Annotated in this window: 21 protein-coding genes and 2 other annotated features; of the genes, 2 read left to right on the top strand and 19 right to left on the bottom strand. The window is 34.1% G+C overall.

The window, feature by feature from the left end; genetic code table 11:
- Window positions 1-59: 59 nt before the first annotated feature.
- From V7S50_RS26750 to V7S50_RS26690, 13 genes are all read right to left on the bottom strand, one after another.
- Window positions 60-740, bottom strand: a complete 681-nt coding sequence (locus tag V7S50_RS26750; RefSeq protein WP_000119510.1) for an MgtC/SapB family protein — start codon at window positions 738-740, stop codon at window positions 60-62.
- 158 nt (window positions 741-898) lie between these two features.
- Window positions 899-1,555, bottom strand: coding sequence for a YkyA family protein (locus V7S50_RS26745; protein ID WP_242251580.1), 657 nt, complete (start codon window positions 1,553-1,555; stop codon window positions 899-901).
- A 14-nt stretch (window positions 1,556-1,569) separates the two neighbouring features.
- Window positions 1,570-2,391, bottom strand: a complete 822-nt coding sequence (locus tag V7S50_RS26740; protein WP_063221733.1) for a peptidoglycan-N-acetylglucosamine deacetylase — start codon at window positions 2,389-2,391, stop codon at window positions 1,570-1,572.
- 100 nt (window positions 2,392-2,491) lie between these two features.
- Window positions 2,492-3,853 (bottom strand): sensor histidine kinase, encoded by a 1,362-nt coding sequence (locus tag V7S50_RS26735; RefSeq protein ID WP_242251578.1) that lies wholly within the window; start codon window positions 3,851-3,853, stop codon window positions 2,492-2,494.
- Window positions 3,850-4,539, bottom strand: a complete 690-nt coding sequence (locus tag V7S50_RS26730) for a response regulator transcription factor (RefSeq protein WP_063221735.1) — start codon at window positions 4,537-4,539, stop codon at window positions 3,850-3,852. The genes V7S50_RS26735 and V7S50_RS26730 overlap by 4 nt, the downstream gene beginning before the upstream one ends.
- 13 nt (window positions 4,540-4,552) lie before the next feature.
- Complete coding sequence (locus V7S50_RS26725; RefSeq protein ID WP_242251575.1) at window positions 4,553-5,800, bottom strand: hypothetical protein; 1,248 nt, start codon at window positions 5,798-5,800, stop codon at window positions 4,553-4,555.
- Window positions 5,801-5,964: 164 nt separating this feature from the next.
- Complete coding sequence (locus V7S50_RS26720) at window positions 5,965-6,966, bottom strand: LCP family protein (RefSeq protein WP_063221744.1); 1,002 nt, start codon at window positions 6,964-6,966, stop codon at window positions 5,965-5,967.
- A gap of 201 nt (window positions 6,967-7,167) precedes the next feature.
- Entirely contained in the window at window positions 7,168-9,468 is a 2,301-nt protein-coding gene (locus V7S50_RS26715; RefSeq protein WP_242251573.1) for a glycoside hydrolase, read from the bottom strand.
- Between the two features lie 215 nt (window positions 9,469-9,683).
- Window positions 9,684-9,893 (bottom strand): DUF6366 family protein, encoded by a 210-nt coding sequence (locus tag V7S50_RS26710; RefSeq protein ID WP_063221738.1) that lies wholly within the window; start codon window positions 9,891-9,893, stop codon window positions 9,684-9,686.
- A 115-nt stretch (window positions 9,894-10,008) separates the two neighbouring features.
- Window positions 10,009-10,902 carry a homoserine kinase gene (gene thrB / locus V7S50_RS26705; protein ID WP_242251571.1) on the bottom strand — a complete coding sequence of 298 codons (894 nt, stop codon included), beginning with the start codon at window positions 10,900-10,902 and terminating at the stop codon, window positions 10,009-10,011.
- Window positions 10,899-11,957 carry a threonine synthase gene (gene thrC / locus V7S50_RS26700; RefSeq protein WP_242251570.1) on the bottom strand — a complete coding sequence of 353 codons (1,059 nt, stop codon included), beginning with the start codon at window positions 11,955-11,957 and terminating at the stop codon, window positions 10,899-10,901. Before thrC ends, thrB begins: the two co-directional genes overlap by 4 nt.
- A complete protein-coding gene (locus tag V7S50_RS26695; protein WP_242251569.1) occupies window positions 11,950-13,245 on the bottom strand; it encodes a homoserine dehydrogenase in 1,296 nt (431 codons plus the stop codon). The genes thrC and V7S50_RS26695 overlap by 8 nt, the downstream gene beginning before the upstream one ends.
- Window positions 13,246-13,399: 154 nt before the next feature.
- Window positions 13,400-13,631 (bottom strand) — a binding site (T-box leader).
- Between the two features lie 115 nt (window positions 13,632-13,746).
- Window positions 13,747-13,978 (bottom strand) — a binding site (T-box leader).
- Between the two features lie 234 nt (window positions 13,979-14,212).
- Window positions 14,213-14,851 carry a pyridoxamine 5'-phosphate oxidase family protein gene (locus tag V7S50_RS26690; RefSeq protein WP_242251568.1) on the bottom strand — a complete coding sequence of 213 codons (639 nt, stop codon included), beginning with the start codon at window positions 14,849-14,851 and terminating at the stop codon, window positions 14,213-14,215.
- Between the two features lie 81 nt (window positions 14,852-14,932).
- On the opposite strand from V7S50_RS26690, the gene V7S50_RS26685 reads away from it, so the two are divergent.
- Window positions 14,933-15,541, top strand: coding sequence for an NUDIX hydrolase (locus V7S50_RS26685; protein ID WP_242251567.1), 609 nt, complete (start codon window positions 14,933-14,935; stop codon window positions 15,539-15,541).
- A gap of 183 nt (window positions 15,542-15,724) precedes the next feature.
- On the opposite strand, the gene V7S50_RS26680 is transcribed toward V7S50_RS26685, so the two are convergent.
- From V7S50_RS26680 to V7S50_RS26665, 4 genes are all read right to left on the bottom strand, one after another.
- Window positions 15,725-16,552: a peptidoglycan-N-acetylglucosamine deacetylase gene (locus V7S50_RS26680; RefSeq protein ID WP_063224186.1), complete on the bottom strand. Its 828-nt coding sequence runs from the start codon at window positions 16,550-16,552 to the stop codon at window positions 15,725-15,727.
- Window positions 16,553-16,670: 118 nt separating this feature from the next.
- Window positions 16,671-17,540 carry an aminoglycoside 6-adenylyltransferase gene (locus V7S50_RS26675; RefSeq protein WP_242251566.1) on the bottom strand — a complete coding sequence of 290 codons (870 nt, stop codon included), beginning with the start codon at window positions 17,538-17,540 and terminating at the stop codon, window positions 16,671-16,673.
- Between the two features lie 131 nt (window positions 17,541-17,671).
- A complete protein-coding gene (locus V7S50_RS26670) occupies window positions 17,672-18,343 on the bottom strand; it encodes an O-methyltransferase (protein ID WP_242251565.1) in 672 nt (223 codons plus the stop codon).
- 148 nt (window positions 18,344-18,491) lie between these two features.
- On the bottom strand, window positions 18,492-19,211 hold the full coding sequence (locus tag V7S50_RS26665; RefSeq protein WP_026591950.1) for a 3-ketoacyl-ACP reductase: 720 nt from the start codon (window positions 19,209-19,211) through the stop codon (window positions 18,492-18,494).
- Window positions 19,212-19,406: 195 nt separating this feature from the next.
- Between V7S50_RS26665 and V7S50_RS26660 the strand changes: the two genes are divergently transcribed.
- Complete coding sequence (locus V7S50_RS26660; protein WP_242251564.1) at window positions 19,407-19,994, top strand: DUF3139 domain-containing protein; 588 nt, start codon at window positions 19,407-19,409, stop codon at window positions 19,992-19,994.
- 17 nt (window positions 19,995-20,011) lie between these two features.
- Here the strand turns inward: V7S50_RS26660 and hitS are convergent, their stop codons facing one another.
- Both hitS and hitR read right to left on the bottom strand, forming a co-directional pair.
- Window positions 20,012-21,091 carry an envelope stress sensor histidine kinase HitS gene (gene hitS, locus V7S50_RS26655; RefSeq protein ID WP_242251563.1) on the bottom strand — a complete coding sequence of 360 codons (1,080 nt, stop codon included), beginning with the start codon at window positions 21,089-21,091 and terminating at the stop codon, window positions 20,012-20,014.
- On the bottom strand, window positions 21,088-21,765 hold the full coding sequence (gene hitR / locus V7S50_RS26650) for an envelope stress response regulator transcription factor HitR (protein WP_242251919.1): 678 nt from the start codon (window positions 21,763-21,765) through the stop codon (window positions 21,088-21,090). The genes hitS and hitR overlap by 4 nt, the downstream gene beginning before the upstream one ends.
- Window positions 21,766-21,779: the final 14 nt, after the last annotated feature.

Genomic DNA, 21,779 nt, shown 5'->3' with positions numbered 1-21,779 from the left:
TTTTCCTTAAAAATCCAAATAAAAAAAGAGTGAATGCACTTCACTCTTTTTTATCACAATTATCTACTTTCCACTTCAACTGAAACTACTCGATCAATCTCTTTTAGTGAACTATATAACTCCGTTGTATACAAGTCTTCTGGAGCTAAAATAACCATCTCCAGTTGCTGAAATGCTCCACTATCTATATCTTTAATCTTCACTCGTTTCACATGCATTCCTAAATTTTTTATCTGCTTAAATATACCATCTAATTCATGATGCTCTTTTACAGTAATTTTTATAGATAAGTCCTTTTGTCTTAATGAATACGGTCCTGCAATTTTCACAAGTTGCGGAAGTACATTAATTGCTAAAATAATTAAAACCATAGCAACCGTCGCTTGTAAATAAAATCCTGCCCCAATTGCTATACCCAAAGCTGAAGCAGCCCACACCATAGAAGCTGTCGTTAATCCAGAAATAACATCATTACTTCTTCGTAAAATAACACCTGCCCCAAGAAAACCAATCCCACTCACAATTTGAGCAGCTAGACGCATTGGATCCATATTTGTATGCCCTGGAACAGAATATACATGTACGGATTCAATTGAAACCATCGTAATTAAACAACTTGCTACAGAAATAACCATACTTGTTTTCACACCAAGTGGTTTATTCTTTAGCTGCCTATCTATCCCGATGAATAATCCTAAAAAGAGTGCTAAACCTAATTTGAGTAAAAATTCATATGACATATTTCCATTCTCCTTACTTTACAATGTTCCCTTGGAATAATTCACTATAACTCTTTTATGATATCAATTCCAGTCTTTTCTATTCATTTAACGTAAAAAACCGAAAAAACATTTGTGACGATGTTTCTCCGGCTTATTATTACGCTTAAGACTCTTCTTTATTTTTGATCTTTAATCTTAATCTCTGCATCTTTGTAAAATGCTAATTTACTGTCATTATACTCTTTTGTAAAATTGTTAAATTGCTCTTTTGATTTTTGTGCTTCCACATTTAATTCATTAACAGCCTTAACTTTTTCACCAATCTCTTTTAATTTCGTTTCTTTTACTTTTAATTTTTCATACAGTTCTTTTTCAGTCGCTAACGCCTTCGTATAATTTTCATTCATCTTTTGGAATGCATCATAACGATTTTTATACGACTCTTCTACTGCTTTCGCTTGTTTTTGTAACTTTTTATCTTCAAGCTTCTCTATATTTCCTTGAACGGATTTCGTTTCTTTCTGAGCTTTTTCTAGCATTTCTTTCTCATTTTTTAATACTTTTTCACGGTCATCTACATTTGCAGTAGCTTGCTCGATTTTTTTCATAACAGCTTCATTATGATCTTTACCTTCTTGTAAAATTTGAGAATATAGTTCTTGACCATCCTTCTCTAACTTCTCTAGTTTCTTTGCTTCATCAACTAAAGATTTTTCTTGTGTCGCTGCTGTTTCAAAAGCTGTATATAGATTTTCTTCTGGTTTTTCACCGAAACAACCTGCTAATAGTCCTACTGATAGTGCTCCAACTACTGCTACTTTTCCATACTTCAACGTTCATTCCTCCATTACATACGGTTATCATGCCAGAAGTTCACTGGGAAGTGACTCTCTTCATGATAAGCTTCAAACTCATAACCCTTTTCTTTTAACCCTTTTAAAATTGCTGGCACAGCAGCAACTGATTGCGGGTGGATATCATGCATTAAAATGACTTCCTGTGGTTTTGTTGCATTTGTTAATACATTTTGAGCAATTTGTGCTGCAGCTGCATCAACTTGCATTTTATTATATTTCCAGTCTAATGAATCAATTGTCCAATCCCACACTCTAAAGCCGCCTTCTACCACTTTATTTCGAAGACCTTCATTTAATCCAGGCATCGAACCGTATGGTGGACGTGTTAATTTAGGTGATTTCCCAATAATATTTGCGATTAAGCTTTGATCCTCTTTCATCTCATTTACATATTCGCCATTTTTATATAACTTTGCAAAATTATGCGTCATACTATGCATTCCTACATAATGACCTTCTGCATTTTCACGTTTCACTAAATCTGGAAATTCTTTTACATTTGCTCCAATTAAAAAGAATGTCGCCTTCGCATCATGTTGTTTTAACGTATTTAATAATTCAGCCGTATATTTCCCTGGGCCATCATCAAATGTAAGATAAGCAACTTTTCTTTCCTTACCATTAAAACGACTTGGTGCCGTTTTATTCATTTCTACTTTTGGTTGTTCACTTGCGAGTTGTACTACATTTTCTTGTTTTGCAACAGCCTTTGCTGGTGAAGTAATGGATTGAAACATGAAATACCCAATAGCTACCGCTGCAATCGCTATTAAAACGAATACTACTCGTTTAATTTTAAAAGCTTTTTCCATTCTATCGAATTCCTCTCCCTATTAATCTTATATATAAATCACCCAATATAATTATACATCTATTTATTTTATTAAACTATATAAACAGACTTTATATGTATTATAATGGGATTTTTATCATAATGGTTGTTCCTATTCCTTCTTTACTTATAATATTTACTGTACCTCCATGAAGCTCTACCATTTTTTTAACGATAGCTAAACCAAGACCAGCACCTGTAGCATGATTATTAATCTGGTAAAATGACTGTTCTATATATGGTAAATGCTCTTTAGCAATCCCAATCCCTTCGTCTTTCACCTTTATGACTGCTTGTCCTTCATTTTTGGTCGCTTCAATATATACTGTACCATTTTTATGTGAATATTTAATTGCATTTTGAACAATATTTAAGAAAATTTGCTTTAGCCTATTTCGATCTCCTATCAATTCAATTCGTTCTATAGTTTTGATGAATTGCATTTGCTTCTCTTCAGCGTTAGGAGTTAATTGCCAAATCGTCTCCTCTAGTATATCGTATAATTGCACCTTTTGTTTATATAAATTAAAATGATTTGATTGTAATCTTGAAAAATCTAGCAATTCTTCTACTAAGTGAATTAATCGGTCTGTCTCACCTGAAATAATTCCCATGCCTTGCTTAATCTCTTCTTCCGTTAAATAATCTACCGTTTTTAACGTCTCACTCCAACCTTTAATTCCTGTTAAAGGCGTTCGTATTTCATGAGAAATAGAAGCAATAAATTCATTTTTCATCTGTTCCGCTTTTTCTATTTTATTAGACATATGATTTAAACTGCACGCTAACTCCCCTAATTCACCAGGATAATCCTCTTTAATTTTCTTCTTTAATGTGCCTTCTGCAATTTGTGAAGAAGCATGAATAATAGATTCAATAGGTTTCACAAACGAATTTGCTAATCGTCTACTGATTAAGAACACAATTCCTGAAATAACAATACCTACAGAAATAGTAAACATTATAATTTCAATAATCTTAGCATTTACATGTGTTAATACAGTCGTATATTTTAAAACACCGATAGTTTGTCCTTGATGAATAAGTGGACTAATCACTTCCAATTGTTTCACATTGTCTTTCGTAGTAGTGACTTGATGATACATTTCTCCTTCTAGTAACGAATACGGAATAACTACTTTACCTTCTACCTTTTGCCCACTTGAAGATTGTATAATCGAACCATGACGATCAATTAATTGTAATTCTGTTCCTTCTAATTCAAAACTACTAATGATGTCACCACTATATTCTTGCAAACGAATAAAATATAATGAATTGTATTCAGAGAAAAATCGTGTACTCGTCTTCGCATGAGATTCTACATATTGCACAATACCATTATAATAATATCGATAAATAGAGACTGAAAATACTACTTCAAATAATACAAGCATAAGTATAATGACCGTCATAAAATATAAAGTCACTTTCCGTTTCATCTTATACTTTCCTTCCACACATATCCTTTTCCCCACACAGTAAGAATAAATTCAGGTTCTGATGGATTACATTCTATCTTTTGACGTAGCCGTCTCATATTTACATCTACTACTTTCGTCTCGCCTACATAATTGTTTCCCCAAATCATATTTAAAATTTCATCACGCGAAACGGGCTTTGAAGCCTGATTCATTAAATACTGTAATATCATATACTCTGTAGGGGTTAAATCAATTAATTGTCCACCTTTATATACTCTTTCTTCAATAATGTGTAACGAAAACGGACCAGACATAATTATATTTGTTTTTTCTTCATGTACCTCTATTCTTCTTAATAAAGATTGTATACGTGCAGTTAATTCCACTGGACTAAACGGCTTTGCAATATAATCATCTGCACCAATCCCTAGTCCATGTACTTTATCCTCATTTTGTACACGTGCTGTTAACATAATAATGCCCATTTTTTTATTTCCTTCTCGGATCGCTTTACAAACTTGAAAACCATCAATTCCCGGTAACATTACATCAAGCAATGCTACATCTACAGTATGTTCACATAAAATTTGTAACGCCTCTTCTCCAGTACTAGCTTCTAACACATAAAATCCAGCACGTTTCAAATTTAAGACAATAAAACTACGAATAGGCATTTCATCTTCTAAAACTAAAATTGTTGGCATAATTTCCACCTCCCTACTCTTGTTGATAATCCGCTAGCGGTTTTATATATACTTTCACTTTTTCAAACTTAGGTTGTTTTGGTACTGCATATACGTGAGAAGCCGTTTTAACTGCTGCCTCATATCCTTTTATTTTGAACCATTCTTTTCGCTTAAAAATGTAGACTTCAAGCCATATGTCGTTTTTACTTATATCCAAAAACTTTTGGGAATTTGATTCCTTTTGCTGATCTGGTATCGTAATTTTTCCTATTAACTCTTTAGGAATTTTTACATAATACCCTTTTTCTATATCGATATATCTTTCTTCAATTGGTTTAATTCCAGATTCACTCCACTGTATGTAACGTTCAAAGAGCGGGCTATCACCATGTGGTTTATCTTCCCAACCTTTTGGACGTACAGTACGAACAAATTCAATAATGCCGTCTTCATTAACATCTTTACTTTCTACAACATATTCATTGAACAAATCTTCTTTCCCATCTATAGGTAGTACCTCATAATGATTCTCATCAAATTTTGCTACATACGTTATACCTGAATGAGCGCCAATTCCTGCATCAATTACAATCGCCTTTTGTGATTTTGAAATACGGCCCATTTGTATTCTTTGAATGCTATTTATAAATGGATCGAATGACGCTTCAGATAAAGTCTTAAATTGTTCAATGAATTCAACTGTCAACTTCTCATCTTTTTCATACGTAACAAGGCTTAAATCATTAAGACCGTTTCTATTTAGATCATCTATAAATAACTTTGTATAACGTCGATTATAAATCTCCTTCATATCTTCATTTTCTTCCGAAAAAACATACATAACATGTTCTAGCGATTCACGACTTACAGAGATTCCAATTAATAACTCTCGCTTCCCGTTCCCTGTGAAATCACCAACTTCAACGATATCTACATCTCCACCATCAAATTTTTGCGTAGACTTTATTTTCCACCCATTGCCGCTTTCCTCATATACAGCTAAATATACGCTATGATCTTCATTCGGTAATTTATAAAATATGATGGCTTCTTTTTTATTATCTTGTTTAAAATCCATTGACCAAATCATCTGTTTATCTTCATTAGACATTGGAGTAAGCAATCGATAATTAACAGGCAAATCTTTATCTATTTGCTCTTTTAGTTCATTAATCCATTTCTCATTGGCAGGAGCTTCCATTAAATTTGTTGGAGCTTCAGACATTTTACATCCAGTCAACATAAAAATGATTCCCATAATGCCTATCCATTTCTGCATATAATATCTTTCCTTATTACAGATTTTAATTATTTCTTTTTACTTTTTACTTCTCCAATATTCTCATACATATGAGTATAATTTTTCTACAATAAAAAATCGTTACAGAAAAGTTACAAATCAATTCCGATAAAAAAAGATTGGCAGAAGCCAATCTTTTTTTATTATTCATTTCGAACTGATTTTGGTGTTACACCTAGATGATCATTTAATTTTTTTGAAATATCTTTCACATTTTTTTCGTTTGGAATGTAATAATAAATACCACCGATACGTTTATCTGTACCTTCAATTTGCATTTTTTCCATTTCCAAGTTAGACCCTGCCATATTTTTCGTAATAGCAAGCATATCATCGAAAGTTAAGTTCGTTTTCATATTTTTATCAACTGCATCAAGTAATGAGCCCATTTTACTAATTGATTGGACAGACATTGCTTTTTTAGCAATTGCTTCAATTACAAGTTGCTGTCTTTGACCACGCATTGCATCACTGTCAATTTTACGCGTTCTTGCAAGCGCAAGTGCTTGCTCTCCATTTAAATGTTGATAACCCTTTTCTAAATGGATCATACCAGCTTGGTCTTTACTATCTTGTTCTGTGAAAGTAACTGGTACATCAATATCAATGCCACCAAGTGAATCGACAATTTGTACGAATGATTCAAAGTTAAACTTCACATAATAATCAACAGGAACATTTAAAAATCTTTCCACCGTATCCCGTGTACTTTCCACACCACCAAATACGTGTGCATGTGTAATTTTATCTAATTTCTTTCTAGATGGAATATATACACGTGAATCACGCGGAATACTTACTAATTTAACTGATTTATCATCTTTATTAATTGTTGCTAATAAAAGTGCATCTGTTCGAACAGCTTCTCCGTATTGACTTTTTCTCATTTCACTACCATCAACACCCATGATTAGAATTGAAATGTTATCCTTTAAAGGTTCAACTTCTTTATCACGCTTCGATGACTTATCAATTTGTGCATATGCATCACTTACCACTGCTTTTGCTTTATTATATATTAACGATCCATATCCTACTCCACCAAAAATAAGTAGGAAAAATGGAATTAAAATGAACCATTTTATTGACTTTCTTTTAGAACGTTTTTTACTGCTTCTTGTATTCTGTTCTAATTCAGAGCTCATATCCATTCGCCTCTCTTTCTCTTTCCCAATTATAATGCAAGTCTATTAACCTTCATATTGAATTTCCTTTCAATTACCTTACAATTTTGTAAGGTTACTGCATGAATCCAATATGTACTCCATTTCACATTATACTCTTGTACTTATTTTTGGCAAGTCACTATTTATACAAAAATACGATAAAATTTATATATTATAATTTTATTGGTTTGGTGTATACATAGTTTGCTTTCCATTATTAATAATGAAAGCTGATTTTGCTTTTATTTTCGTCTTTTCTATTTCCATATCTTCATTTGAGAAATTTACAATAATTTTAATATTTTCCCCATACGAAGCTGCTTGTACTAACTTATCTTCTGACAAATATGCAAAATTCGTCATTGCTTCTTTCACTGCCTTTTCATGAACTTCATTCCAAACTTTCAGATGCTGCGTAATTTCTTTTTTATGCTTACTCCACTCTACTTCATCTAAATGGTACAACGGAGGAACGTTATACAATAATTCGTATAGCATACGGTTTCCGACCTCATCTTTCACTTTCAAACTTCCCCATTCCCAGTGATGCGTTGTAATTACAGAATCATTGTATACTAATTTATATAACGGTACTGAATATACAGGATTTAAATACACTTGTTTATACTCTTCTTTTAACGGTACTTGTTTTGCATATTTTTCTGGAACATTTTGATTCGGTGACCAATATCCGCCCACATAATACGGACTTGTTTTGTTTTTCCTCATATCATCATCGTCCCATTTAATAACAGGCGTTTCAATGCCGTGGGCAAATGCAATTGTGCTACTTGCAAAATCATTTCCGCCCTCAGAGCCAACTACCATACCTTTTTCCTGCGCAATATAATCCATTCGTTGTAATCTTGCTTTTAAATCTTGTTCTTGTGTCGTTATATGTTTAGCCGAATAGTCATCATAAATTTCACCTGTTGCATCACAATCAATAAACCATGAATTGTATTTAGGTCCATTTTGTAATATATCGTTCATTCGTTCTTTTACACTAGGAAGAGATAAAGTTGGATTTAATTTTCGTCCTCTACCTAAAAACCCTTGCACCTTTTCTCCATTTCTCTTCGTCACAGTTGCCTCTTCATATAACGATGGATCAGTAAAAGAAGCTGTATTCCAATTTTTATCAGCTTTTTCGTGAATAGAATGGTAAGAATCATACGGACCAACTAAATATCCCATTTTCTTAGCTTCTGTCACGAAATCAGGCTGCATATACCCTTGTTCCCAGTTCGGTAACCCAATCCAAGCATTATCTATTCCTGCCGCTTTCATTTCCTTTATAATATCCGTTCCATCTGCCTTACCCCATTTACTTACTTCTTCAACCGCATCACCGAGCACCGACTTTAATACATGCTTATTTAAGTTATATAACTCCATCTTCGATAAATGATCTACACCTTTGTTTAATAACTCACTAGCTTTCTGATCAACTTTTAGGAAAATGTCCTCTTTATACAATTCCTTCATTGATAATACTTCATTCATATAACGCAGAATAATATTTTTTTGATACTTATCAACAAAATCTTGTTTATTTACTTGCTCAAATACATTCAGCTCCCCAGGCTCTGAACTATTCTTTTGAATAAGCTCTTTTATATGACTGAACACAGGACTATTTATTTGCTCTCTTAACTTTTGCCAATTTACATTACTTTCTGATAAGCCATTTTGATTCCAAAAATAAAAATGAGCTGCGCCGTAAAGCTTTTCTATCTCTTTATTTTTTCTAGCCTTTTCTTCTAATGTTTTGAATTCACCTTTTCGAGCGATATTGTCTTTATATAGTTTCGCAATACTAACTGCATCATTATTTGTCACGTATAACTGAAATCCATATGTTTTGTTTTTATTTATACGCGGAAATTCATGTATGAAATCAAATCCTATTTTCGGATCCGAATGAAATTTCAATTCATTATTAAACATATTGTTCGCAATATATACAATGGAATATTTCGAACCATTTAATGCAAAAAACTTCATAGAAAATGATTCAGCAAATGAATATGCATCATCCTTTAAAAACTTTTTCCAATTTTCATCATTACTCGGAATTTGCTTCCCTTCCCATAACGGAAGTGTATAAGTTTCAGCTTGTACTTTCGGCCATGTAAAGCTTTCTGCACCAGTCGATTCCACCTCGATATTTAAGTGATCTTTTTTCTTTACTAGATTCACTTTTACTTTTTGATCTGGATATTCCCAAGATGTGCGACCCTTGTCTTTTTTTACATTCGACACCTTCATTTTCGGCAACGGCTGTGACGCCTGTTCCTTTACACCGTCATGTTCTACAATTAACGTGAAAGTCTCTGGATTTACATCGTAAGTAAACTCTTTATATGTCGCTTTCTTTATTTTAGACCTTTGTACAGCATTGTTATCTTTTACATCACACCCGACTAAAGTCGAAAATGACATAGTTGTAAGCAGACATATCGCTATCATTTTTTTCATCTTCTGCACCTCCACCACTGAATATACAGGGGCTTTGTTACAGGAATATGGCAAAAAAATAGAGCCAGCATAACGCTAGCTCTATTTTGAGTATTAAAAATAAGTGTATATGAACAACTATTATCTGCTTAGAATATATATGTAGTACTCTAACCGTGGTCTTTTATCCTCACTAAATATGAAAGCAAATCATTCAAAGTTTTAACATGCATTTCTTAACTAAAAAAATAAGTGTATATAATATATCCTAAAACTAGCACTAAAATTACTAGCCCTGTACCTTTCCAATTCATACCACCCGTCATATCAACTGGACTACCTGTTTCAGCTCTGTTAAGTCCATCCTTTAAAGAACCTGTAGGATTATTTTTCAATTCACTTTGCCTTATAAGTTCTCTTTTTTCTTCCGGTGATTCTTTCTTCATACGATCACCTCCAAATTAATACACTCTTTACTAAATTATACATTAATATTTTTCTTTTATATGCAAACTTAAAAGATATTTACAACATAAAGAAAGCTAGCGATGCTAGCTTTCTTTATAATTCAATATGTTCTTTCTTATTTACAGTAGTCCCTCTATGATCAATTTCTAACTCACACACTTTCATAGACGTAAATACTCTCGCTAATTGCTCAGCAATTTCTTGACGTTTCTCATACGGCGTTAAAATAAAAATAGATGGTCCTGCGCCACTAAGTGCTGTGCCATATGCTCCGAATTCTTTTGCACATTTACGTATAGATGGTAATAACGGTACGAGCTCTAAACGATATGGCTCGTGAAAATGATCTCTTTCCATCATTTCTCCTACAACTTCCCATTTCTTTTGACAAAACGCAGCTACTAATACGTTGCTTATCGCACTAGCCTTTACTGCTTCATGAAACGGAAACATATCTGGTAATACAGATCGGCTTTCATCTGTATTTAGCTCTTCATTTGGAATAAGAGAAATTACGCCTAATTCCTTACTTTCAATTCTTACAACAGAAACATCCTTTCCATCAAGTGCTCCGATTACAGTCCCTCCCAATATAGAAGCAGCAACATTATCAGGATGTCCTTCAAGATTTGTAGCAATTTGAACTTTTTGATTAGTAGTTAAGTTCAAATTGCCTAGTTGATTCGCAAGCTCTATCCCAGCTACAATTGCTGATGCGCTACTTCCTAGTCCTCTTGTTAGTGGGATATTACTAGTAACTTCTATTATATGGGGTGATAAAGAAGGACATACTTTACATGCCGTGCTTACGATTAAATTTTTATCGTCTGTCGGAATAGACTCTTCAAAGGAATGGATTACTTGCCATTTATCAGCTTTTTCTTTTACTACTACATTTAAATATAATGACAAAGCTATTCCTACTGAATCAAATCCAGGTCCAACATTTGCTGTACTAGCAGGAACACGAATACTTAATGGTATCACGACATAATCACCCCTTTAATATGCTCCTTAATTTGTTCTAAATTATTTGAAACACTTGCAATATCTAATGTATTAGAAGAAATTGCGATATCAGGATCTTTCAAGCCATTTCCAGTTAAAACTGCAACAACTGTTTCTCCTTTTTTGATTTTTCCAGATTGAACATGTTTAATTACGCCCGCTAATGAAGCATTTGATCCTGGCTCAGCGAAAACCCCTTCCAATTTTGCTAATAATCTATACGCATGTAAAATCTCTTCATCTGATACCATATCTATTTCACCGTGAGATTGCTCGGCAGCCTCTACAGCATATGACCAACTTGCTGGGTTACCGATGCGAATCGCTGTTGCAATTGTTTCGGGCTCTTCAATGACATGCCCTTTTACAATAGCAGCTGCTCCTTCCGCTTCAAATCCGTGAATTCTTGGCTTTCTATAGCCTTTTTCTTTCTCATATTCACAGAAACCTTTCCAGTACGCTGTAATATTCCCGGCATTCCCAACAGGAATCGCTAAAACATCTGGTGCACTTTGCAATTGGTCACAAATTTCAAATGCTGCTGTTTTTTGCCCTTCAATTCGATAAGGATTTACAGAGTTTACTAACGTAATCGGCTCTTCTGCAGCAATATTTCTTACAGCCTTTAGTGCATCATCAAAATTTCCTTCTATTGAAATGATTTCAGCACCATAGGCAACTGCTTGCGCTAATTTTCCATGCGCAATCTTTCCTTCCGGTATTACGATAACACATTTCATTCCAAGGCGTGCTGCGTATGCGGCAGCCGATGCTGATGTATTACCTGTCGATGCACAAATAATGGCCTCCGAACCTTCTTCTTTCGCCTTTGCGACTGCCATTACCATACCACGATCTTTAAAAGAACCTGTCGGATTCGCTCCTTCGTACTTACCGTATAACTGAATCCCTAATTGTTTTGATATATTTAATAACGGAATAAGGGGTGTATTTCCTTCCATTAAGCTCACATCAGGTGTGTTTTCATTTACAGGTAAATAAGAAGCATATTGGTTTAATAGTCCTTTATACATATTGTTTTTCCTCCTCAATAATGTAGTAACTGTTTATTTCACTTGCGACATCTTCTATCGCCCCTAAAACTCGTTCGAATTGATACTTTGAAGTTTGATGTGTCACAACAACGACTTCTGCAAGTTCACGATTTAAAGGTAATTGAATAACTTCTTTTAAACTTACAGAATAATTAACGAAACATTCTGTTATTTTTTGTAACATCCCAGGTTCATCTCGTAATGAGATACGTAAGAAATATTTCGAAAAGACTTCTTCATCCCCTTGTAATTCATATGGTTCTGGTTCTTTTAACGCACTTTTATTTTTCTGAACTTGATTCATATTTTTAACGATTGAAATAATATCACTTACTACAGCAGAACCAGTCGGCAATTTACCTGCTCCAGGTCCGTAAAACATTACTTCTCCTACTGCTTGACCGTGAACATATACGGCATTAAATTCATTATTTACATTTGATAATGGATGATGACTTGGTAAAAGAGTCGGTTCTACACTTAAATGAATGGCTGATCCTTGTTTCTCTGCTTTACCAATTAATTTCATAGTAAACCCTAACTTTTCAGCCATTTGTAAATCTTCTTTTTCGACCTTTCGAATCCCTCTTACTTGCACATCATCTAAAGAAACATTCATCGAAAAACCTAAATTTGCAAGAATTGCTACTTTTCTCGCTGCATCTAATCCATCTACATCTGCAGTCGGATCCGATTCTGCAAAACCTAATTTTTGTGCTTCCTGTAAAGCCTCTTCATAAGACCATCCCTTTTGACTCATCTTTGTTAACATATAATTTGTTGTGCCATTTACAATTCCCATTATTTTTTCAATTTGATCTGAAGCTAATCCGTCCGTTAATCCTCTTAACACTGGAATACCACCCGCTACACTTGCCTCATAACATAGATCACAATCATTTTCATTCGCTAATTGGAGAAGCTCCGCACCGTATACAGCCATTAAATCTTTATTTGCTGTTACGACATGTTTCTTATTTCGTAAAGCCTTAACAATATGCTGTTTTGCTTCTTCAATTCCGCCCATTACCTCTACTACAATATCAATATTTGAATCATTTAGAACTTCATCGACATGACTTGTTACTACGATTCCATCGATGCAAACATCACGTTCTTTTTCTAAATCACGTACAACGACTGTCTTTACCTTTACTTCATATCCTGTATCAAGAGCGATTTTTTTATAATGTTCTTTCAAAATATGGACAACACCACTTCCGACTGTACCTAATCCTAACACCCCAACATTAATAACGTTATTCATCTTCTAATCTCCTCCTACAATTTTGTTTTTTATCTCTATCAATCACCTTGCTCTGCCTTTTAATTGTGCAGGTGGTGGTTATTTCCGTACGTACAAATCGTTTCATGTTACAGCACCTCCTTTCAAAGTAATAAAAAAACACACTCATCCCTAGGAAAGGGACGAATGTGTTTTCGTGGTTCCACCCTTGTTCCAATCTAGACATATTTCCCCCTAGATTGCTCAAGTTCAGATAACGGCTGATACCGTCAATAATTACTAGATTGCTCGTTCACTATTGAAGTTCAAAGGTGGTAAAACCATTTCTCGTGTTAGGAAGCTCACACCCTTGACTTCCCTCTCTGTAAACCGTAAAAATGATTTCGTGTCCTTATCGTTACTTTTTCGTTCATGTTTATTTGTTAACTCATTATACTCGCATAAAAAACAAAATCAATACTATTTTTTAATTATTTAAAATTTTCAATCTTAAGATCCGTAAAAAAACACACTCGTCCCTAGGAAAGGGACGAGTGTGTTTTCGTGGTTCCACCCTTGTTCCAATCTAGACATATTTCCCCCTAGATTGCTCAAGTTCAGATAACGGCTGATACCGTCAATAATTACTAGATTGCTCGTTCACTATTGAAGTTCAAAGGTGGTAAAACCATTTCTCGTGTTAGGAAGCTCACACCCTTGACTTCCCTCTCTGTAAACCGTAAAAATGATTTCGTGTCCTTATCATTACTTTTTCGTTCATGTCTATTTGTTAACTTATTATAGTTATCAATTTTTTAAAAAGCAAGCCTATTTTTCCTAACTATTTTCAAGACATTTTTTTATTGTATTTCACAATAGCATTATGTAACTGCCACTCAATTTACCTATTTGGTTATTTCTCCAGTTTGTAAATCAACGGTTCATATATAAATATTCCATTCTAAAACACGTACATATTCACCTCGAAAAAATTATAGCAATAAAATTTTCAATACAATCTTTTCGTATAACTTTCTTCTAAAGAACGTGCAACATCTTCTTCTGAAGCATTCACTTTCGCATGCTCTAGCAACATTTTTGCTGCTGAAGGTAACTCTTTTTTATTCAACCAAGATTCTGGATCCCACATCTTAGAACGAATAAAAGCTTTTGCACAATGAATATAACACTCTTCTATTTCAACAACAATTCCAAGTAACGGATTGCGTCCATTCACCTGCATTTCTTGCAAAATTTCTTCGTCGTTTGTAATATACGCTGGGCCATTTATTCTGAGTGTCTCCCCAAGACTTGGAATAAAAAAGATTAATCCTACACGTGGATTGGAAATAATATTCAAAATGGAGTCTATACGACGATTGCCTGGTCTTTCTGGAATGATAATTTTATTATTATTGAATACGTATACAAATCCAGGTGCATCTCCTCTCGGCGAAGCATCACACTCTCCTAATTTATTTGCCGTAGATAATACTAGAAAAGGAGATTTAGACAGAAAATCTACGCAATGGTGGTCTAATGATGAAATAACTTTTTTTAAAGCTCGTTCACTTGGTTGCCCCAATATTTCCCGTAATTCCTTCTCTGTTGAAATAATCGATTTTATTTCCTTACCCTCTATTCCCACTAATAACGACCCCTTTTTCTTTATTTTCCCAAAATTCAATACAAATATTGTATAATAAAATTTGCAGAAAGGGGAATTTAAATGGCAGAGTGGTTAACTATATTTGATACTGAAAGAAACATACTTGGGAAGAAATTACGTGATGAAGCGCACCGTGACGGTGATTGGCACGAAACATTTCATTGTTGGTTTGTAGAAAAAGATGATGCAGATATGTTTTTATATTTCCAATTACGCTCTAAAAATAAGAAAGAAGCTCCACTTATATGGGATATTACTTCAGCTGGACATATTATGCATGATGAAGATGTACAAATTGGTGGTCTTCGTGAAATTGAAGAAGAATTAGGACTTTCCTTTCAAACGACTGATTTAGCATACAAAGGAATCTTTACAATAGATTATGAAATTTCAAATCTTACGGATCGCGAGTTTTGTCATATGTATTTTCACAATGTCATCCAGCCACTTCCATTCGCACCAGGTGAAGAAGTAGACGATATGATGAAAATACATGCAACTTCTTTTCTACAACTATTAAAAAGAGAGATTTCATCTTTAACGACTATTTCAGTTTTAAACAGTAACCCGATTACGATAACATTTGAAGATATTTATCCGTATGATCTTGCGTACTATGAATTTGTTGTAGAACAAGGAAAAGAATTACTAAAAAATAATAGCTTGTAAATAAAATAGGACTCTCAGCGTACATTACTCAGGAGTCCTATTCTTTATCTTACTATTTACGTGCGAGCAATAATAATCTTACCTCAAATTTCTGCAAAGGCATGGTTCGCCCGTACAAGTCCGATTAACGAGAGCTTATACTCAATGGATAATTGACAAAACCCGACTCAATTAAATTCCACTTTATTTTCTCTCTTTCGATGTTTGAAACATACTTGGAAGTGTTACAAAGCGTGCCCCTTTCGTTTTTAACTGTGGAATAATTTTGTCTAGTGCCTCTACAGATCCTTGCAAATGCCCACCTGGAGTTGAATGTTGAAGTATGACACTACCAGGAAATGAGTTTCCTAACACATTATTTGTAATCGTATCAGCACTTACACCTTTCCAATCAACCGTATCAACACTCCACTGTACAATCATAAAATTTTGCTCAGTTGCCCACTTCAATTGATTTTCAAGTATTTCACCATACGGCGGACGTATAAACCTCGGTGCATAACCAATTAAACGATTTAATATTTCTTCCGTCTTTATAATTTGATTACGGTACTCAGGCTCATTTACTTTCGCTAAATTTGGATGGCTATACGTATGATTGCCAATTACATGCCCTTCATTCGCAATACGCTTCACTACATTCGGAAACTTTTCTGCATTTTCACCAAGCAGGAAAAAAGTAGCTTTTACATTATGTTGTTTTAACTTATCTAATATTCTTGGCGTGAATTCTAAATCCGGTCCATCATCAAATGTAAGAGCGACTTCCGCTTTATTGTACGGTCCTGAAAATGCGTACGCATATTTTTCGACCCATAAAAATGGTGTCCACGATCCACGCTCATCTGCTTTCATTTGTACTTCATAGTTTTGAGGGATATATTCGTATGGCAATGTGCTTATATAGTCTCCATAATAAAATGAGTTATATGGCATATACGCATACGAAACATCTCGTTCTAGTCCCCATTGATATGGAGCAAACATTTCTGGCGAATAAAAATAATACATGATAAAAAACCTCCCTAAATTTTCATATGTGATTCATCTGCACTTTGTTAGAGAAATTGTTATTCATAAACAAAAATAAGACTGTCCTTAATTAGGACAGTCTTACTGCTTTATATTATTAATAAATCGATGTACTATCTTTTGGCAAAGCTTTCACATGTTTTAAATAGTTCGTCACTTTATCATCATCTTGCGGATATTGATATCCATATGTGTTAGCAATTTCATTCGCCACTTCTCTAAATAAATCACACGTGACAAAGAATGACTCCCATATGTTTTCATATTCTGCATTAGAAAATGTCCTTTTAAATTGCACCCACATATCTTTTTCAATATATTGCTCGAAATGCTTTCCAAACTTCCCTGCATTAACTGTAAAGTCTGTTTTCATACCAATATGCCATTCTAGCATTACGATGAACATATCTCGCACTGGACCATCAATCATCCCTTTCGCATAAGAAAGTTCTTCTCTCCATAGTCCTTTTGCCACATTCGTACTACACCACCAAAACTCATTACAGCAATCCAAAAACTCTTTTTCTGTAGGCTTTTTTATTAAGTAATCCCTATCGCTTGCTCGTGGAAATTCATCCATACAATCATCTTTATCAAGAAGCAGTTTACTTAAACTATCTTGCCCTACAAATATATCTATTAAATCAACTGGAACTAACGTTAAATCGATTCGGTTCCCATCCATAAACTGCATTAAATACGGAAATTTCCCGTCTTCGTCCGCAGGAACTAATGACATTTCTTCTGGCATTTGTACAATCATTATTTCTCCAAATCTACGTATCCAATTATGATTAGACGTAAAAGAGCGTATATCTTTTACAACATACATAATATCATAGTCTTGAAAACAGTCTCTTTTCACATTTGGATTCACACGCGATCCATTCATGATAACAGCTCGAATTCTTTCATCCTCTTTTGCTGTATTTATAATTAAGTCTAACATTTCTTTTTCAGTTCTCATCTACTCACAACCTCCAATTTTTTCATATAAAATATAGTGATATATATAGGAGGTCCACGAGCTAACTGCGTTGTATACGATACATATTATAATTTTCCAAACATCTTTTTCATTCTATTTATCTCCTTTCGTTATTCTTTTACGACCACCATTATAAATCCATCGTACCCTTTACTACCGACCGTTTGAAGCGCTGTAGCACTTACACGCGGCTCAGCAGCTATTCGCTCATAGAAACGACGTATCCCTTGTACGCGAGGATCATTACTAGTATTGTCAATAACTTCTCCTTCACGTACTACGTTATCTCCAATAATTACAGTCCCCGGTCGTGATAATTTCAGTGCCCATTCAAAATAAGCAGGGTTATTTTGTTTATCAGCGTCTATAAAAATAAAGTCAAATGGTTCATACTTCTCATTTTCGATTTGCTGTAAAGAATCTAAAGCTAATCCTGTTCGCACTTCAATTCTATCATTCAAACTAGCACGCTCAGTATTGCTACGCGCAATGTCAGCATGCTTTTCACTTGCTTCCAATGTAACAACTCGTCCTCCCGATGACAATCCCCTTGCAAGCCATATCGTGCTATATCCGCCTAGAGTACCAATTTCTAAAATGTTACGAGCTCCTTGAATTTGTACTAATAGTTGTAAAAACTTCCCTTGCGTTGGCGATACTTCATGTGCCGGTAAATTAGCTGTAGCATTTGCTTGAAGAACTTCTTCTAATATAGAATCTTTCGGTATTAATACATCACTCACATATTGATCAACGGCCGTCCATTTCTCAACCATACTCATGAAAATACCATCCCTTCAATTTTTCAATGCATTTCTACTATTCACTTTTGATTATACCGAAAATTCCGTCTCGTATACAAAAAATAAAGAAGGGACATCTACTTCATTACAAAATAGATATCCCTTCTTTTGTTTATACATGTATCCCTTACGGATTAGTAGACCAAAGTCCTGCTGATTTAATAAATGTACGTTTATTTAATTTCAGCTGCGCTACGATAAACTCTGCAATATCTTCTGCTTGCATAACTTTATCCGGATTTCCATCAGTTAATCCTAAATCTACAGCCATATCAGTTGCTACTGTACTTGGTGTTAAAGCCGTTACACGAATGTTATGCTTACGAACTTCCATCGCTAACGATTCTGTTAAGCCAAGAACACCAAATTTAGAAGCACTATATGCACTTGTTACCGGTGCACCTTTTTGTCCTGCTGTAGATGAAATGTTAATGATATCACCAGATTGTTGTTCAATCATACTTGGTAAAGCTGCACGAGTTGCATAGTATACACCCATTAAGTTTACTTGAATGATTTTTTCCCAATCAGCAACGTCTAATTCTAAAAACTTACCAAATTTAGAAATACCAGCGTTATTAATTAAAATATCGATAGATCCTAAACCGCTTTTTAACGTCTCAATCGCAGTAGTCACTTCTTCATATGAAGAAACATCAGCAGTCGCAATAACAGCTTTTACGCCTTCTGCTTCTACTTCTTTTGCAACTGCTTTTAAGTTTTCTTCTGAACGAGCTAAAAGACCTACATTTACGCCCTCTTTCGCTAATGCAATCGCTACAGCACGACCAATACCTCTACCTGCTCCTGTAATTAAAGCATTTTTACCTTGTAATAATTCTGCCAAGTATAACACTCCTTAATGATCTCTGTTATGTATTATATTAAAATTGTATCTATGTTTATGTAAAAAGGCAATGATGCACTTTCATGTGCGTAGGTTACTTGTAGGTAACTATAGAAAGTTTTTATTTATAAGTCTCATCTTTTTGCCATTATTTATGTAAAATAAAATAAATCCACCATAGGAGAGGATATGTGTATGAAAAGAAAAAAATGGTTCTTGTCACTAACTGCAGTCGGACTATGTATCATATTTTTGGCTATGTACTTTATATTTGGTAATCCACTACATTATAAAGTAATAGAAAAAGATACTAGCGATTATGTCCATACAATAAAAGGATATAAACAAAAAGAAATACAAAGCATAACCGGAAAATATACTCCTCTTTATAATATCGGCTATTATGCAACAGTAGTATATAAAGACGAACCTTATTTTACATACTCTTATACATACGATAATAATAAAAAAATAATACAAGACAACGGCATTTTAGGAAGACATACTGAGTCCTTTGAAAATCTTAATTTAAACTGGTTATTGTTTGACGAGTTAGTAGAGGGTATTCATACAAACTTAGAAGAAAAAGGTTTAAGTGAAAAAAGAGATTATTCTATACGAAGCGTTCAATTCATTGATATAGACAATGATAAAAACGGTGCAGAAGCATACGTTAACTTTAAGAAAGATAAAGAATCTGATTACTCATACCGTATGAATAGCGAAGGAAAAGCTTATCAATATAGCTGCAGCAATGGTAAATGTATTTATAAAGAGAAATAGTGTTAGAAGATATCCTCCTAACACCATTTCTCTTTATATTTAGGAATACACACAATAAATTCTGTCCCATTCCCTTCCTCACTTTCGACTTTTATTTCTCCTTGATGAAGGTCGAGTACTTTTTTTACGATGGCCAATCCTAAGCCACTTCCTCCATAAGCACGATTTCGTGAAGAGTCCGCTTTATAAAAACGTTCAAAAATATGTTGTTTCTGTTCTTCGGATATTCCAATTCCCGAATCACGAATACGCACTTCCACTAATGTCTCATATTCTTTTAACTTGATTGAAATCGTACCACCACTTGGAGTAAATTTAATACTATTATGAATTAAATTAATCCAAACTTGACTCATACTTTCTTGATCAGCAGTAATATGCACTTTGTCTAAATCAAGGTCTAACTCAATTTCTTTTTCAGCCCAGAGCGGTTCACTATTTAACACAATTTGCTTTAACTGTTGATCTAATCGATAAGTCGCTCTTTCTGGTGTATATTCTTCCGACTCTAATAGGGTGAGTTTCAGTAAGTTTTGACTTAGTTTAGATAATCTCGTCGTTTCTGTTTCAATAATGGTAAGATAATGCTTTCTTTTTTCCTCAGGAAGATTAATATCTTGTAGTGCTCTAGCAAATCCTTTTATAGAAGTTAATGGTGACTGTATTTCATGAGAAACATTCGATACAAATTCCTGGCGCATTTTCTCCATCGTATTCAGTTCATCTGTCATATCATTTATACTTTTTACGAGCACACCAATTTCTCCATCATATTTCTCTTCATTTCGTATTTTTACCGAGAAGTCCCCTTTTGCAATTTTTTGTATCGGTTCAATAATAGTCCAAATCATTGCCTCTCGCTTGGGTCTCATTAATACCCCGATCAATACCCAGATAAGAACAATAAATATAAAGCCGACCATATCACTAATTAGAAAAGTAACAAAAGGCGATACTTGTATTTCAAGCGCATTCATTACACTTGATGATATATAAAAAGCTATAGACCAAATTATAGTGAGAAAAGAAAAAAGTGCTATTACCGCTCCAATTACTTTCAGCATCTTCAACTTACTCATTCGTTTTCTTTTTCTCATTTACTTACCTCTAAACGATACCCTAATCCTCTTATCGTTTTAATACTAAATTTCGACTTCTCTTCTTGGAACTTCTCACGTAACCGATTTATATGAACATCTAATGTACGTTCATTTCCTTCAAAATCATATCCCCATACAGCTTCAATTAATTGCTCTCTCGAACACGTTCTTCCTGCTTTAGAACCTAAAGTAAAGAGCAATTCGAATTCTTTTAACGGTAACGTAACCGTTTGTTCTCCAACTGAAACTTCAAATGTTTTACGATTTAACTGTACATCTCCAACTTGAATCGATTGCGACACTGTAATTTGGTAACGTTTCAGTAGTGCCTTTACCCTCACTACTAGTTCTATCGGATCAAATGGTTTTACAAGATAATCATCCGTGCCAAGGTGAAATCCTTTTACTTTTTGAGATGTTTCCCCTTTAGCAGTTAGCATCAAAATCGGAATATCATAGTATTTCCTTAATTCAAAACATACATCAAATCCATCCATATTCGGCATCATAATATCAAGAATAACCATATCAACTTTCACTTCATCTATTTTCTGAAGAGCATCCAGTCCATCAATTGCCTCATATGTTTGAAAACCTTCCCGCTCTAAAAATACAGTAACAAGTTCTCTAATATGCGGATCGTCGTCTACTATTAAAATTTTAGGTATCAAAGGAACCATTTCCT

The sequence above is a fragment of the Bacillus sp. CCNWLW194 genome (assembly GCF_037120585.1).
Taxonomy (GTDB): domain Bacteria; phylum Bacillota; class Bacilli; order Bacillales; family Bacillaceae_G; genus Bacillus_A; species Bacillus_A basilensis.
Note: the sequence above shows the minus strand (reverse complement) of the source record. Positions and strands in the feature narration are given on the sequence as shown.